This is a genomic window from Polaromonas sp. P3_B1 (genome assembly GCF_056402935.1).
Genome location: NZ_JBFUGK010000013.1, coordinates 18,129 through 33,869 on the forward strand (window position 1 = coordinate 18,129; position 15,741 = coordinate 33,869).

The following is a 15,741-nucleotide window of genomic DNA, read 5'->3' on the forward strand; positions in this document are numbered from 1 at the left end:
CGTCTTGTCTTGTTGGTTTCTTTTATTTCTCGGTATCGACCAGGCCCTTGACGAACCATTTCTGCATCAGCACCACCACGAGGGCGGGCGGCAGCATCGCCAGGATGGCGGTCGCCATGACCACGTTCCATTCATTCTGGCCGTCGCCGCCGGCGATCATGCGTTTGATGCCGACAACCACCGGGTACATGTCTTCACTGGTCGTGGCCAGTAGCGGCCAGAGGTACTGGTTCCAGCCGTAGATGAACTGGATCACGAACAGCGCCGCGATCGAGGTCTTGGACAGCGGCAGCAGCACGTCGAAGAAAAAGCGCATGGGGCTGGCGCCGTCCATGCGCGAGGCCTCTGTCAGCTCTTCAGGCACCGTCAGGAAGAACTGGCGGAACAAAAAGGTCGCCGTCGCCGAGGCGATCAGCGGCACGGTGAGGCCCGCGTAGGTGTTGAGCATGTTCAGGTCCGACAGCACCTTGTAGGTGGGCAGTATGCGCACCTCCACCGGCAGCATCAGCGTCACGAAGATGGCCCAGAAGCAGGTCTTCTTGAAGGGGAAGCGGAAGTACACGATGGCGAAGGCCGAGAGCAGCGAGATGGCGATCTTGCCGATGGCGATCACCATTGCCGTGACGAAGCTGACCCACATCATGTGCGCCACCGGCGCGTTGGAGCCGGCCGCGGATTCACGCCCGAACAGCGCCGCCTTGTAGCTGTCGAGCATGTTCGCGCCCGGCAGCATGGGCATGGGTGCCTGCACGATTTCCTGCGCCGTGTGAGTGGAGGCCACGAAGGCCAGGTAGAGGGGAAAGGCGACGATAAAGACACCCAGCATCACCACCACGTGGGCGAGGATGCCGTGGGTCCCGCGTTTTTCAACCATGGTGGGCTCCCGTCGTATTTTTCGTTTTCATCAGTACTGAACTTTCTTCTCGACGTAACGGAACTGGATGACCGTCAAGGCCACCACGATGACCATCAGGACGACTGACTGCGCGGCCGAGCCGCCCAGGTCCATGGCCTTGAAGCCGTCGTAATACACCTTGTAAACCAGGATGGCGGTGTCCTTGCCCGGGCCGCCCTGGGTAGCGGCGTCGACGATGGCAAAGGTGTCGAAGAAGGCGTACACCACGTTGATGACCAGCAGGAAGAAGGTGGTGGGCGACAGCAGCGGGAACTGGATGGTCCAGAAACGGCGCCAGGGCCGGGCGCCGTCGATCGCGGCCGCTTCGATCAGCGACTTTGGAATCGACTGCAGGCCCGCCAGGAAGAACAGGAAGTTGTAGGAGATCTGTTTCCAGACCGAGGCCATCACGATCAGCGTCATGGCGTGGCCGGAGTCCAACAGGTGGTTCCAGTTGATGCCTATCTTGCCCAGCGCGTAAGCCACCACGCCAAGCGAGGGTGAAAACATGAATACCCAGAGCACGGCCGCCACCGCGGGCGCCACTGCGTAGGGCAACACCAGCATGGTCTTGTAGAACATGCCGCCGCGCGTGATGCGGTCGGCGAAAACAGCCAGCGCCAGCGACAGGCTGATACCTATGCCGGCCACCATCACCGAGAAAAACGCGGTCGTCTTGAAGGACTCCACGTAGCTCGGGTCGTCGAGCAACTGCCGGAAGTTGGCCAGCCCGACAAATTCGATGGAGGTGCCGAAGGGGTCTTGCTGCTGCAACGACTGCAGCAGCGCCTGTGCTGCGGGCCAGAAGAAGAACACCAGGATGACCGCCATTTGCGGCAACAGCAGCAGCCAGGGCAGCCAGCTGGATCGAAAGACAACGCGTTTTTCCATAAGGCCTTCTAGTGGGCAGAAATTTGAGAGCGCCTAAACATAAAACCCGCCTGGCCTTCCCTTGTCTGGGAGAGAGATCAGGCGGGCCGAGTGTAGCCCGCCAGGCGGGCCTGCACTGTCTCTTGCGTGATCAGTTCTTGTTGGCCTTCTGGAAGCGCTCAAGCTGCTCGTTGCCGCGCTTGACGATGGCGTCCAGCGCTTCCTTGGCCGTCTTCTTGCCATTCCAGACCTGTTCGAGCTCTTCGTCCTCGATCGCGCGTATCTGGACATAGTTACCCAGGCGGATGCCGCGGCTCTTGTCGGTCACCTTGCGAATCATCTGTGTGACCGCGACGTCGGTGCCCGGATTCTGCTTGTAGAAGCCGGATTTTTCGGTCAGCTCGTACGAAGCCATCGTCACAGGCAGGTAGCCGGTGCGCTTGTGGCTGGCCGACTGCACTTCAGGGGTCGAAATGAAGCTGAAGAACTTGGCGACACCCTTGTATTCGGCCGGTTTTTTGCCCGACATGACCCAGAGGCTTGCGCCGCCGATCACCGTGTTCTGCGGTGCGCCCGGAACATCCTGGTAGTAAGGCAGCGGTGCCAGGCCGTAGGCGAACTTGGCGTTCTTGGCCACATTGCCGTAAAAACCCGAGGAGGTATTGATCATGGCGCATTCGCCCGACACGAAGCTGGCTTCAGGCACATTGCCGCGGCCCTTGTAAACAAACAAGCCCTGCTTGGCCATATTGGCCAGGTTTTCGATGTGGCGCTGGTGCAGCGGCGAGTCCACCTTCAGACGCGCATCCAGGCCTTGCAGGCCGTTGGCTTTGGTGGCGAATTCGACGTTGTGCCAGGCCGAGAAACTCTCGACCTGCGTCCAGTTCTGCCAGGCGGTCGTGAAGGGGCACTTGTGGCCGGAGGCCTTCAATTTGGCGGCGGCATTGACGACTTCAGGCCAGGTGACGGGCGCCTTGTCGGTCGGCAGGCCGGCGGCCTTGAACGCGTCCTTGTTGAAGTAGAAGATGGTGGTGGAGCTGTTGAACGGGAAGCTCAACATCTGGCCGTTCGGCGCGGTGTAGTAGCCGGCGACAGCGGGGATGTAGGCTTTCGGATCGAATTTTTCCCCAGCGTCTTGCATGATCTTGCCGACGGGGACGATGGCGCCTTTGCTGGCCTGCATGGTGGCGGTGCCGACCTCGAACACCTGCAGGATGTGGGGCGCGTTGCCGGCGCGGAAAGCGGCAATCGACGCGGTCATCGATTCGTCATAGGTCCCCTTGTAGATGGGCACCACCTTGTATTCCTTCTGGCTCTCGTTGAATTGCTTGGCCAGGTCATTGACCCATTCACCGTTGACGGCCGTCATGGAGTGCCACCATTGGATCTCGGTCTGCGCCTGGCTGGCCAAAGGCATGCACAGGCCCAGGGCAGCAAAAGCAAAGGCGGAAAGACGGTTTTTCATTCAAACTCCTGGGATTTGGGCGCGAAAAGGCGCGCCAAGTTAAACGGGACAGTCTAGGAACTGTTTATGACACGTGGATTTAAGCGATTTGGAAGACGTCCGACAAGCGGGATTTCCATAAGGTCACGTATGACTTTGGGGGCGGCGCTCTAAATGTTGCGCTGCGGTAATATAGGGCAACAACGCTGGACACGGGTCTGATTCCATTTCCCATTCAAAGCGATAGGTCGTTGCCCCGCCTTGCCGTGCTATAGCACTGTCTACGGCGGCGCGCCTACTCTCGCATTGAATGAGAAATGGAATGCAGCCGCTGGCTTTTCACGATGAACGCCCCTACCACACTCCAAGAACTCCATGTCTTTGCCGATGACGCAAAGGCCGGCGAAGCCCGCATCCGCGAAATTCCCTACAACTACACCTCGTTCTCCGACCGCGAGGTGGTCATACGCCTGCTCGGCGAACGCGCCTGGGACCTGCTGAACCGGCTGCGCGACGAGCGCCGCACCGGCCGCTCCGCGCGCATGCTGTACGAAGTGCTGGGTGATATCTGGGTGGTGGAGCGCAACCCCTACCTGCAGGACGATCTGCTGGACAACCCCAAGCGGCGCAAGATGCTGGTCGATGCCCTGCAGCACCGGCTGACAGAGGTGGAAAAGCGCCGCACGCCGGATGCGGACCCGCAGCGCGACGCCATCGTGGGCGAGCTGCTGGACGCCGCCCGCGGAGCGGTCACCCGCTTCTACACCTCTTTCAGCGAGATGTACGACCTGCGCCGCCTGGCCGGCCGCAAACTCGGCAAGCTGACCCTCAAGGACAACATCAAGTTTGACGGCCTCTCGCGGGTCTCGCACGTCACCGACGCCACCGACTGGCGCGTCGAATACCCCTTTGTGGTTCTCACGCCCGACACCGAAGCCGAAATGGCCGGGCTGGTCAAAGCCTGCATTGAGCTGGGCCTGACCATCGTCCCGCGCGGCGGCGGAACCGGCTACACCGGCGGGGCGATTCCGCTGACCTGGAAGTCGGCCGTTATCAATACCGAAAAGCTCGAGGCGATGACCGAGGTCGAAATGATTTCGCTGCCCGGTGTCGACAAACCGGTGGCCACCATCTGGACGGAGGCCGGCGTGGTCACCCAGCGCGTGGCTGATGCGGCCGAGCGCGGCGGCTTTGTGTTCGCGGTCGACCCGACTTCCGCCGAGGCCTCTTGCATAGGCGGCAACATCGCGATGAACGCGGGCGGCAAGAAGGCTGTGCTCTGGGGCACCGCCCTGGACAACCTGGCCTCCTGGCGCATGGTCACCCCCGAGGCGACCTGGCTGGAGGTCACGCGCGTGGGCCACAACCTGGGCAAGATCCACGACGCCGACATGGCCAGCTTCGAGCTGCAGTATTTCGAGGCCGACGGCAAGACGCCGCTGCGCCGCGAGCGGCTGGACATTCCCGGCAAGTCCTTCCGCAAGGAAGGCCTGGGCAAGGACGTCACCGACAAATTCTTGAGCGGCCTGCCGGGCATCCAGAAGGAAGGCTGTGACGGCCTGATCACCAGCGCGCGCTGGATCGTGCACCGCATGCCGGCGCACACGCGCACCGTCTGCATGGAATTCTTCGGCAACGCCAAAGACGCGGTGCCCAGCATCGTCGAGATCAAGGACTTCATGTTCGCCGAGCAAAAGCGCGGCGGCGCCATCCTGGCCGGCCTGGAGCACCTGGACGACCGCTACCTGCGCGCCGTCGGCTATGCCACCAAGTCCAAACGCGGCGGTTTGCCCAAGATGGTGCTGATCGGCGACATCGCCGGCGACGGCGCCGACGCGGTGGCCCGCGCCACCAGCGAGATCGTGCGCATCGCCAACTCGCGCAACGGCGAGGGCTTTATCGCCATCAGCGCCGAAGCGCGCAAGAAATTCTGGCTGGACCGCAAGCGCACCGCGGCCATCTCCAAACACACCAACGCCTTCAAGATCAATGAAGACGTGGTGATTCCGCTGCCGCGCATGGCCGAATACACCGACGGCATCGAGCAGATCAACATCGAGCTGAGCCTGCGCAACAAGATCAAACTGTGCGACGAGCTTGAGGCTTTCTTCCTCAAAGGCAGCCTGCCCCTGGGCAAATCCGACGACGCCAATGACATCCCCTCAGCCGAACTGCTGGAGGACCGCGTCGCCGAGGCGCTGGCCCTCGTGGCCGACGTGCGCGCGCTCTGGTCCGGCTGGCTCGGGGGCGTAGCCACGCTGTTCCCGCAGTTGCAGGACCATTCGCTGCGCGCCAGCTGGAAAACCCAGCTCCGTGCTCCGCTGCAGGCGATTTTTTCGGGCGCCGCGTTTCTGCCCATCCTCGAGGAGTGCACGGCCATCCACAAACGCGTGCTCAAGGGCCGCGTCTGGGCGGCACTGCACATGCATGCCGGCGACGGCAATGTGCACACCAACCTGCCCGTCAACAGCGACGACTACGAAATGCTGCAGACCGCGCACGAAGCCGTGGCGCGCATCATGGTGCTGGCCCGTTCGCTGGACGGTGTGATTTCCGGCGAGCACGGCATTGGCATCACCAAGCTCGAGTTCCTGACCGACGAGGAGCTGCGGCCTTTCACCGAGTACAAGCAAAAGGTTGACCCCGAAGGGCGCTTCAACAAAGGCAAGCTGCTGCGCAACCAGGGGCATCTTGGGAAAGAAGGGCAGGGGCTGCATGCCGACCTGACCAATGCCTACACGCCCAGCTTCGGCCTGATGGGCCACGAGTCGCTGATCATGCAGCAGTCCGACATAGGCGCCATCGCCGAYAGTGTGAAGGACTGCCTGCGCTGCGGCAAATGCAAGCCGGTGTGCGCCACCCACGTGCCGCGCGCCAACCTGTTGTACAGCCCCCGCAACAAAATCCTGGCGACCTCGCTGCTGGTGGAGGCCTTCCTGTACGAGGAGCAGACACGGCGCGGCGTGAGCATCAAGCACTGGGAGGAGTTCGAGGACGTGGCCGACCACTGCACGGTCTGCCACAAGTGCCTGACGCCCTGCCCGGTGGACATCGACTTTGGCGAAGTGTCGATGAACATGCGTAACCTGTTGCGCAAGATGGGCCAGAAGTCCTTCCGGCCCGGCAACGCCGCCGCCATGTTCTTCCTGAACGCGACCAGCCCGCAGACCATCAAGTTCATGCGCGGCGCCATGGTGGACGTGGGTTTCAAGGCCCAGCGCCTGGCCAACGACCTGCTGCGCCGGCTCGCGCGCAAGCAGACGGCGCTGCCGCCGGCCACGGTCGGCAAGGCGCCCGTCAAAGAGCAAGTGATCCACTTCATCAACAAGAAGATGCCGGGCGGCCTGCCCAAGAAGACCGCGCGCGCGCTGCTGGATATCGAGGACAAGGACTACGTGCCCATCATTCGCAACCCGAAAAGCACCACCTCCGAAACCGAGGCCGTGTTCTATTTCCCGGGTTGCGGCTCCGAACGCCTGTTCAGCCAGGTGGGCCTGGCGACGCAGGCCATGCTCTGGCACGCGGGCGTGCAGACCGTGCTGCCGCCGGGTTATTTGTGCTGCGGTTACCCGCAGCGCGGCAGCGGCCAGTTCGACAAGGCCGAAAAAATCATCACCGACAACCGGGTGCTGTTCCACCGCGTGGCCAATACGCTGAACTACCTGGACATCAAGACCGTGGTGGTCAGCTGCGGCACCTGCTACGACCAGTTGCAGGGCTATGAGTTCGAGAAGATTTTCCCGGGCTGCCGCATCATCGACATCCACGAGTACCTGCTCGAAAAAGGCATTACCCTGCGCACCGGCCAACCCGGTGCGGGCTACCTTTACCACGACCCCTGCCACAGCCCCATGAAGCTGCAGGAGCCCATGAAAACCGTCAAGGCCCTGATGGGCGACAACGTGCTCAAGAACGAGCGCTGCTGCGGCGAGTCGGGCACGCTGGGCGTCACCCGCCCCGACATCTCGACGCAGATCCGTTTTCGCAAGGAAGAAGAGCTGCGCAAGGGCGAAGCCGCCCTGCGGGCCTCCGGCGCGGTCGCTGAAACCGCCAATGTGAAGATACTCACCAGCTGCCCGAGCTGCCTGCAAGGGCTCTCGCGCTACGGCGACGACCTGCAGAACGGCCTGCTCGAGGCGGACTACATCGTCGTCGAAATGGCCAACCAGATCCTGGGCAAGGAATGGCTGCCGGCCTATGTGGAGGCGGCCAACCACGGCGGCATTGAGCGCGTATTGGTTTAGGGCCTCCCAGGGCCGAGTGTCAACAGAGATATTGCCAAAACCAGGCCGGCGCGGTGTGTCCGGCCGTTTCATTTCAGAAAGCGACTCCCCATGGCAGGCCTTCAACCCGGCTCCCCGACGCCCACGGCGCTGACGGTTCACAGCCAGTCGCGCGTGCTGGAAATCGCTTTTTCCGATGGCGCGGAGTTCCGCATTCCGTTTGAGCTCATGCGCATCTACTCTCCCTCCGCCGAGGTGCAAGGGCACGGTCCGGGCCAGGAAATCCTGCAGACCGGCAAGCGCGAGGTGACGGTGGTCGAACTTGAGCCCATTGGCAACTACGCGGTCAAGCCGGTGTTTTCCGACGGCCACGAGAGCGGGATTTTTTCCTGGGACTACCTCTACCACCTGGGCGCCGAGCAAAACCGGCTGTGGGACGACTACCAGCGGCGCCTGGAAGCTGCCGGCGTGGACCGCGATGCGCCCATGGCCCAGGCAGGCAGCGGTGGCCACGGCCACGGTTGCGCCAGCCACTGATGACGCGAGCCGTGCGAGGCTCCTCGCCATGCCGCGCAAGGCCGTCAAGGCCACGCATCACGGCACTGTTGTTTTTCCAGCATAAAACCTGCAATAAGCCCGCAATGCCCCGTGTCAGCCCAGGGTTGTCGCGGCCATTCCCTGCTTTGCCCTCTAGCATTCACTCATGAGCAGCACCCATTTCGGTTTCGAATCCGTCGACGAACAGGACAAGGCGCGCCGCGTACGTGGCGTGTTCGACTCCGTGGCCCCCAAGTACGACGTGATGAACGACCTGATGTCCATGGGCCTGCATCGCGCCTGGAAGGCCTACACCGTGCTGGTGGCCAACGTCAAGGAAGGCTACCAGGTGCTGGACATTGCCGGCGGCACCGGCGACCTGGCGCTGGCCTTTGCCCCCAAGGTGGGCAGCACCGGGCGTGTGGTGCACACCGACATCAATGAAGCCATGCTGCGCGAAGGCCGCAATCGCCTGCTGGACGTCGGGGTGAGCCTGCCGACGCTGGTGTGCGATGCCGAGCACCTGCCTTTTCCCGATGCGAGTTTCGACGTGGTGACCGTCGCCTTCGGCCTGCGCAACATGACGCACAAGGAAGACGCGCTGCGCGAAATGAACCGCGTGCTCAAGCCCGGCGGCAAGCTGCTGGTGCTCGAATTCTCCAAAGTGGCCAAGCCGCTCGAAAAGGTTTACGACTGGTATTCCTTCAAGGTCCTGCCCCGGCTGGGCAAGCTGGTGGCCAATGACGACTCAAGCTACCAGTACCTCGCCGAGTCGATCCGCATGCATCCGGGACAGGAAGAACTGAAAGCCCTGATGCGTAAAGGTGGTTTCGGCCATGTGGACTATCACAACATGACGGGCGGCGTAGTGGCATTGCATGTTGGAATCAAGTGTTGAAGTGTTGAGTGTGATTAAGGAGACGATATGAAGATCTGGTCCGCGATTCTTTCCGCCGTGCTGGTCACGGCCATGGCCCTTGCAGGCACGTCGGCCGAGGCCAAGCGCCTGGGCGGCGGCAAATCGATCGGCAAGCAGTCGTCCAACGTCACGCAACGCGAGGCCGCCCCTGGCGGCGCCAACTCCGCGACCAATTCCGCCGCCAAGCCGGCCACCCCCGCCGCGGCACCCGCGCAAGCGCCCAAGCGCCCCTGGGGTGCGATGCTGGGCGGCTTGGCTGCCGGCCTCGGCCTGGCCTGGCTGGCTTCGTCGCTGGGCCTGGGCGGCGCCTTCGGCCAGATCATCATGTTCGCCCTGCTGGCGCTGGTGGTCATGGTGGTGATCGGCTTCGTCATGCGCAGGCTCAAAGGCGGAGCGTCCGCTGCGCCCAGCGCGGCGTCCGGCCAGGCGCCCTTCGCCTTCCAGGGCGCGGGCAATGCCACCACTCCCAAGAACTACAGCCCCGAGAACGTCGGCAACGATGCCTCCGCGCGCCCCTGGGAGCGCAGCAGCATGGCTTTCGATGCCAACAAATACGACGCGGCCGCGCCCGCCGCGGGTGGCTCCATGATCGGCTCGGCGCTGCTCGGTTCGCAGTCCTGGGGTGTCCCGGCCGGCTTTGACGCCGAAGGCTTCCTCAAGGCCAGCAAAGCCAACTTCGTGACCTTGCAGGACGCCTGGGACCGCTCCGACATCCAGAGCTTGCGCGCCATGATGACGGACGACATGCTTGAGCAGATCAAGACCCAGCTCGCCGACCGCGAATCGCACACCGGCGGCCAGGTCAACAAGACCGAGGTCGTGATGCTGGACGCCCAGCTGTTGGGTATCGAGGAACTGAGCGATGTCTACATGGCCAGCGTGGAGTTCTCCGGCATGATTCGCGAAGACGCCTCCGCAGGCGCAAGTCCCTTCCGCGAAGTCTGGAATATGACCAAGCCCCGCAACGGCGGCAGCGGCTGGTTAGTGGCCGGGGTACAGGCTCTCCAATAATCGTTAGCGGAAGGCACGCCTCTCAGCCCCATTAGGAGCTGCAGCCAAGGGCTCTTCAACCAAGCAGGGGCCGCGGAACCGGCTTTGCCGGGCCGCAGGCGCAGCGGCCCCTTTTGTGGTGAAAGGGGCAGGGAGAGGCCGCAGGCCACACGAAGTGCGCGACCGTGGGGGCCATGTCAGAATCGGGGACGTATGAATACATCGTCCCCTTTTTCATTTCTGGAATCCATCGCCACCCGCTTTCAGCCTCCCGCCTGGGTGGTGGATGAGGGGCAGCAGCGGCTGGTGCTGTTCCTGAACCATGTCCTGATGCAGGAAAAGCAGGCGCAGGACCGCCTGCTGCGGCAAAAGGGGCGGGTGGTGCACCTGCGCTGGGGACTTTTTTCGATCGACCTGGTGGTCACGCCTGCGGGCCTGGTGGACCGGGCGGAGTCCGGCGCCAAGCCTGACCTCACGCTGGCCGTCGCCACCGAATCGCCCCTCACCGTCGTGCAATCGGTCCTGGCCGGCAAGCCGCCGCCGGTGAAGATTGAAGGCGACGTGCAGCTCGCCGCCGAGCTGGGCTGGCTGGCGGAAAACCTGCGCTGGGATGCCGAGGAAGACCTGTCGCGCCTGATCGGCGATGCACCGGCCCACGCCGTGGCCGACGCCGGGCGCAGGCTGTTTGAGGGGCTCAAGCAATTCCTGGCCAAGACGCCGCTGTCCACAACATCTGCCTCATCCGGGGTTGCCACGCAAGCAGCTCATACGGACCCTGCGGCGGGCGAGGGTGCTCCCACAGCGAAGGCCTCTGCATGACCCGGCTTTTCCGGGGCGTCTTCATCGTCTGGACCGTGCTGCGGTTCGGCCTGGATGAGTTGGTGCTTTCCAGCTTCGAGCGTCCGTGGATACGGATGCTGACGCGCATTGTCTCGGTGGGCCGCAACCTGAAGGCGCCGCGTGGCGAGCGGCTGCGAGAAGCCCTCGAAAGCCTGGGGCCCATCTTCGTCAAGTTCGGCCAGGTGATGTCCACCCGCCGCGACCTGCTCCCGCCCGACATCGCCGACGAACTGGCACGTCTGCAGGACCGCGTGCCGCCGTTCGATTCCGCCATAGCCRTCGCCATCATCGAAAAGGCCTTCGGCCGGCCGCTGGACCGGATTTTTGCGAGCTTCGACCAGGTGCCGGTGGCCAGCGCCTCGATTGCCCAGGTGCATTTCGCCACCTTGCCGAACGGACGCGAAGTGGCCGTCAAGGTGCTGCGGCCCAACATGCTGCCCGCCATCGAAAAAGACCTGGCACTCATGCACATGATGGCCGGCTGGGTGGAGGGCGCCTCGGCCGACGGCAAGCGCCTCAAGCCCCGTGAAGTGGTGGCCGAGTTCGACAAATACCTGCACGACGAACTGGACCTGTTGCGCGAGGCGGCCAATGCGGCCCAACTGCGCCGCAACATGCAGGATCTCGACCTGGTCATGATTCCGGAGATGGTCTGGGACTTCTGCATGCCCGACGTGATGGTGATGGAGCGCATGAAAGGCGTTCCCATCAGCCAGGTGCAGCGCCTGCTGGACGCCGGCGTGGACATGAAAAAACTGGCGCGCGACGGCGTTACCATTTTCTTCACCCAGGTCTTTCGCGACGGTTTTTTCCATGCCGACATGCACCCGGGCAATATCCAGGTGAGCCTGGCGCCGGAAACTTTCGGCCGTTACATCTCGCTGGACTTCGGCATCGTGGGCACGCTCACCGAGGTCGACAAGGAATACCTGGCGCAGAACTTCAGCGCCTTCTTCCAGCGCGACTACAAGCGCGTGGCCGAGCTGCACCTCGAATCGGGCTGGGTGCCCCCTGAAACCCGGGTCGACGAGCTGGAAGCCGCGATCCGCGCCTGCTGCGAACCCTATTTCGACCGGCCGCTGCGGGAAATCTCGCTGGGACTGGTGCTGATGCGGCTGTTCCAGACCTCGCGGCGCTTTCACGTCGAAATCCAGCCCCAGCTGGTGCTGCTGCAAAAAACCCTGCTCAACATCGAAGGCCTGGGGCGGGAACTGGACCCCGACCTGGACCTCTGGAGCACCGCCAAGCCCTTTCTTGAAAAGTGGATGCTGGAGCAGGTGGGCCCCGAGAAGCTGCTGGCCCAGCTCAAGGCCGAGGCGCCGGCCTATGCCAAGCTGCTGCCGGGCCTGCCGCGCCTGCTGTCGCAGTACCTCAAATCGACGCCCGGCCTGCAGCGCCGGGAGATCGAGGAACTCCTGCAAGAGCAAAAGCGCACCAACAAGCTGTTGCAGAGCGTGATTTACGGCGGTTTGGGCTTTGTTTTGGCGCTGGTCACCATGCAGCTGGTGCAGGTGCTGCGCTACCGCCTGTTCTGAGCCGGTTCGGGTCTCAACGGCCTATAATTGAGGGCTTTGCACCCGGGATGCCTTTCCCTGGCAAATTCCCGGGCCGATTGCCTGGGAATACTCCCTCAAACCCTTAAGCACTATGCCAATCTACGCCTACAAATGCGAGTCCTGCGGGCATGCCAAGGACGTTCTGCAAAAAATCTCCGATGCGCCGCTCACGGTGTGCCCGCAATGCGGCGCGCCTGCGTTCAAAAAGCAGGTGACGGCCGCGGGTTTCCAGCTCAAGGGCTCGGGCTGGTATGTGACGGATTTTCGCGGCGGCAACAGCACGGGCACGCCCGCGCCCAAGGCCGACGGCGGCGAAGCCGGTGCCGGCAAAGCCGCTGATGCGGGTGCGGCCCCGCCGGCCAGCACGGCCGCAGCGCCTGCCCCTGCTGCAGCTCCTGCGCCCGCTCCCGCGCCGGTCAAAGCTTCGGGCGGCGATAGCGCCACCAAGACCTCTTCGTGATGGCTTCCATTCGCCGTTGGCTTCTGTCCGGACTGCTGGTGCTGGTGCCCCTGGCGATCACGCTGTGGGTGCTCGACTGGATCGTCGGCACGCTGGACCAGACGCTTCTGATCCTGCCCGGCTCCTGGCACCCGGACAAGCTCCTGGGTTTTCACATTCCCGGCTTCGGCGTGTTGCTCACGTTGCTGATCGTGCTGCTGATGGGCGCTTTCGCCAGCAATTTCTTCGGCAAGAAGCTGGTGCGCTGGGGCAACTCCTTCCTGAGCCGMATCCCTATCGTGCGCTCCATCTATTCCAGCGTAAAGCAGGTCTCCGACACGGTGTTCTCGGAAAACGGCAATGCTTTTCGCAAGGCGCTGCTGGTGCAGTGGCCGCGTGAAGGCGTCTGGACCATAGGCTTTCTCACCGGCACGCCCGGCGGCGACGTGGTCAACCACCTGCAAGGCGATTACCTCAGCGTCTACGTCCCGACCACGCCCAACCCCACCGGCGGCTACTTCGTCATGCTGAAAAAAAGCGACTGCATCGAGCTCAAGATGAGCGTCGATGAAGCCCTGACCTACGTGATTTCCATGGGTGTCGTGGTGCCCTCAAAGCCCGCACCGGCGCCCGCGACCCTTCCCCTGACCCCTCCCCTTTAAACGGCGAAAACTGCAAACCCCGCGCGTGAGGCGCTGAAAGTTCGAGAATTTTTATGGCCATCGTTTCCCAAATGCGTTCCCACTATTGCGGTCTGGTGACCGAGAGCCTCATGGGCCAGACCGTGAGCCTGTGCGGCTGGGTCAACCGCCGGCGCGACCACGGTGGCGTGATTTTCATCGACCTGCGCGACCGCGAAGGTTATGTGCAGGTGGTCTGCGACCCGGATCGCGCCGACATGTTCAAGACCGCCGAAGGCGTGCGCAACGAGTTCTGCGTTCAGGTCAAGGGCGTGGTGCGGGCTCGCCCCGAGGGCACGACCAACGACAACCTCAAGAGCGGCAAGATCGAGGTGCTGTGCCACGAGCTGATCGTGCTGAACCCCAGCGTCACGCCGCCCTTTCAGCTCGACGACGACAACCTGTCGGAGACGACCCGCCTCACGCACCGCGTGCTGGATCTGCGCCGCCCCTACATGCAGAACAACCTGATGCTGCGCTACCGCGTGGCCATGGAAACGCGCAAGTTCCTCGATGCCAACGGCTTCATCGATATCGAAACGCCCATGCTGACCAAGAGCACGCCCGAGGGCGCGCGCGACTACCTGGTGCCCAGCCGCGTCAACGAAGGCATGTTCTTCGCGCTGCCGCAGAGCCCGCAGCTGTTCAAGCAGCTGCTCATGGTGTCCGGTTTCGACCGCTACTACCAGATCACCAAGTGCTTTCGCGACGAAGACCTGCGCGCTGACCGCCAGCCCGAATTCACGCAGATCGATATTGAAACCTCCTTCATGGGCGAGCAGGATATCCGCGACCTGTTCCAGGGCATGATCAGCAACATCTTCAAGACCGTGCTGAACACCGATCTGGGCGAATTCCCCGTCATGGCCTATGCCGACGCGATGCACCGCTTCGGCTCCGACAAGCCCGACCTGCGCGTGAACCTCGAATTCACCGAACTGACCGACGTCATGGCCGACGTGGACTTCAAGGTCTTCAGCGCGCCGGCCACGACGGCGGGCGGCCGCGTGGTGGCCCTGCGCGTGCCCGGCGGCTCCGAGATGAGCCGCGGCGAGATCGACGGCTACACCGAGTTCGTCAAGATCTACGGTGCCAAGGGCCTGGCCTGGATCAAGGTCAACGACGCCGGCAAGGGCCGCGAGGGCCTGCAAAGCCCCATCGTCAAGAATATCCACGATGCCGCCATCGCCGAGATCCTCAAGCGCACGGGCGCGCAGAACGGCGACATCATTTTCTTCGGCGCCGACAAGGCCAAGATCGTCAACGACAGCATAGGCGCGCTGCGCCTGAAGGTCGGACATAGCGACTTCGGCAAGAAAACCGGCCTGTTCACCAAGGGCTGGAAGCCGCTGTGGGTGGTGGACTTCCCGATGTTCGAATTCGACGAGGACGGCCAGCGCTGGAGCGCCGTGCACCATCCTTTCACCGCACCCAAGGATGGGCACGAAGACTGGATGGACACCGACCCGGGCCGCTGCATCGCCAAGGCCTACGACATGGTGCTCAACGGCTGGGAACTGGGCGGCGGCTCGGTCCGTATCCACCGCGCCGAGGTGCAGAGCAAGGTGTTCAGCGCGCTGAAAATCGGCCCTGAGGAAGCCCAGCAGAAGTTCGGCTTCCTGCTGGACGCGCTGCAGTACGGCGCGCCGCCGCACGGCGGCCTGGCTTTCGGCCTGGATCGCATCGTCACCATGATGACGGGGGCAGAGTCGATTCGCGACGTGATCGCTTTTCCGAAAACCCAGCGCGCACAGGACTTGCTCACGCACGCGCCCAGCCCGGTGGACGAAAAGCAATTGCGCGAACTGCACATCCGTCTGCGCAATCCGCAGCCCGTCTAAAACGGCGCGCCGCACGGCCAGTACGAAAGGGATGTCTTGAAGCCGTTCAAGATCCCCGAGTCGGTGCTGGTCGTCATCCACACACCTGAGCGCGAGGTGCTGCTGATAGAGCGCGCCGACAATCCCGGTTTCTGGCAGAGCGTCACAGGGTCCAAAGACGCTGTGGATGAACCCCTGCTGGAGACTGCCGTGCGCGAGGTGCTTGAGGAAACCGGCATTGCGGCCGCGCCGGCGCAGTTCCGTGACTGGGGTTTGTCCAATGTCTACGAGATCTACCCCGTCTGGCGTAGCCGGTATGCGCCCGGTGTCACCCACAACACCGAACACGTCTTCAGCCTGTGCCTGCCTAGGGCCTGCGAGGTGACGCTCAACCCTGAAGAGCACACCGCCTGGCGATGGCTGCCGCTCCACGCGGCCGCCGACCTGTGCTTTTCGCCCTCGAATGCCGAGGCGGTGCTGCTCCTGCCGCAATTCATGGGTTGAACTGCGCACAGGGCAGGGCGCAAC

Annotated in this window: 13 protein-coding genes; 10 read left to right on the plus strand and 3 right to left on the minus strand. The window is 63.2% G+C overall.

What is annotated here, in order from left to right:
* Positions 1-22 precede the first annotated feature (22 nt).
* The 3 genes from ugpE to ugpB form a co-directional block, all read right to left on the minus strand.
* Positions 23-874, minus strand: coding sequence for a sn-glycerol-3-phosphate ABC transporter permease UgpE (gene ugpE, locus AC1DXS_RS09535; RefSeq protein WP_477737274.1), 852 nt, complete (start codon positions 872-874; stop codon positions 23-25).
* A gap of 30 nt (positions 875-904) precedes the next feature.
* Complete coding sequence (gene ugpA / locus AC1DXS_RS09540) at positions 905-1,786, minus strand: sn-glycerol-3-phosphate ABC transporter permease UgpA (RefSeq protein WP_477737275.1); 882 nt, start codon at positions 1,784-1,786, stop codon at positions 905-907.
* 130 nt (positions 1,787-1,916) lie between these two features.
* Positions 1,917-3,230: a sn-glycerol-3-phosphate ABC transporter substrate-binding protein UgpB gene (ugpB, locus tag AC1DXS_RS09545; protein WP_477737276.1), complete on the minus strand. Its 1,314-nt coding sequence runs from the start codon at positions 3,228-3,230 to the stop codon at positions 1,917-1,919.
* Between the two features lie 323 nt (positions 3,231-3,553).
* On the opposite strand from ugpB, the gene AC1DXS_RS09550 reads away from it, so the two are divergent.
* The 10 genes from AC1DXS_RS09550 (at position 3,554) to nudB (ending at position 15,717) form a co-directional block, all read left to right on the plus strand.
* A complete protein-coding gene (locus AC1DXS_RS09550) occupies positions 3,554-7,453 on the plus strand; it encodes a DUF3683 domain-containing protein (protein WP_477737277.1) in 3,900 nt (1,299 codons plus the stop codon).
* A 90-nt stretch (positions 7,454-7,543) separates the two neighbouring features.
* Positions 7,544-7,969 carry a gamma-butyrobetaine hydroxylase family protein gene (locus AC1DXS_RS09555; protein WP_477737278.1) on the plus strand — a complete coding sequence of 142 codons (426 nt, stop codon included), beginning with the start codon at positions 7,544-7,546 and terminating at the stop codon, positions 7,967-7,969.
* Between the two features lie 166 nt (positions 7,970-8,135).
* Positions 8,136-8,867 (plus strand): bifunctional demethylmenaquinone methyltransferase/2-methoxy-6-polyprenyl-1,4-benzoquinol methylase UbiE, encoded by a 732-nt coding sequence (gene ubiE, locus AC1DXS_RS09560; protein WP_477737279.1) that lies wholly within the window; start codon positions 8,136-8,138, stop codon positions 8,865-8,867.
* Between the two features lie 27 nt (positions 8,868-8,894).
* Positions 8,895-9,899, plus strand: coding sequence for a Tim44 domain-containing protein (locus AC1DXS_RS09565; RefSeq protein ID WP_477737280.1), 1,005 nt, complete (start codon positions 8,895-8,897; stop codon positions 9,897-9,899).
* A 192-nt stretch (positions 9,900-10,091) separates the two neighbouring features.
* Positions 10,092-10,697 carry a hypothetical protein gene (locus tag AC1DXS_RS09570; protein ID WP_477737281.1) on the plus strand — a complete coding sequence of 202 codons (606 nt, stop codon included), beginning with the start codon at positions 10,092-10,094 and terminating at the stop codon, positions 10,695-10,697.
* On the plus strand, positions 10,694-12,253 hold the full coding sequence (gene ubiB / locus AC1DXS_RS09575; protein ID WP_477737282.1) for a ubiquinone biosynthesis regulatory protein kinase UbiB: 1,560 nt from the start codon (positions 10,694-10,696) through the stop codon (positions 12,251-12,253). The genes AC1DXS_RS09570 and ubiB overlap by 4 nt, the downstream gene beginning before the upstream one ends.
* 112 nt (positions 12,254-12,365) lie before the next feature.
* Entirely contained in the window at positions 12,366-12,734 is a 369-nt protein-coding gene (locus AC1DXS_RS09580; RefSeq protein ID WP_477737283.1) for an FmdB family zinc ribbon protein, read from the plus strand.
* Complete coding sequence (locus tag AC1DXS_RS09585; protein ID WP_477737284.1) at positions 12,734-13,375, plus strand: DUF502 domain-containing protein; 642 nt, start codon at positions 12,734-12,736, stop codon at positions 13,373-13,375. Before AC1DXS_RS09580 ends, AC1DXS_RS09585 begins: the two co-directional genes overlap by 1 nt.
* Positions 13,376-13,428: 53 nt before the next feature.
* Complete coding sequence (aspS, locus tag AC1DXS_RS09590; protein ID WP_477737285.1) at positions 13,429-15,234, plus strand: aspartate--tRNA ligase; 1,806 nt, start codon at positions 13,429-13,431, stop codon at positions 15,232-15,234.
* Between the two features lie 36 nt (positions 15,235-15,270).
* Positions 15,271-15,717 (plus strand): dihydroneopterin triphosphate diphosphatase, encoded by a 447-nt coding sequence (gene nudB / locus AC1DXS_RS09595; RefSeq protein ID WP_477737286.1) that lies wholly within the window; start codon positions 15,271-15,273, stop codon positions 15,715-15,717.
* Positions 15,718-15,741: the final 24 nt, after the last annotated feature.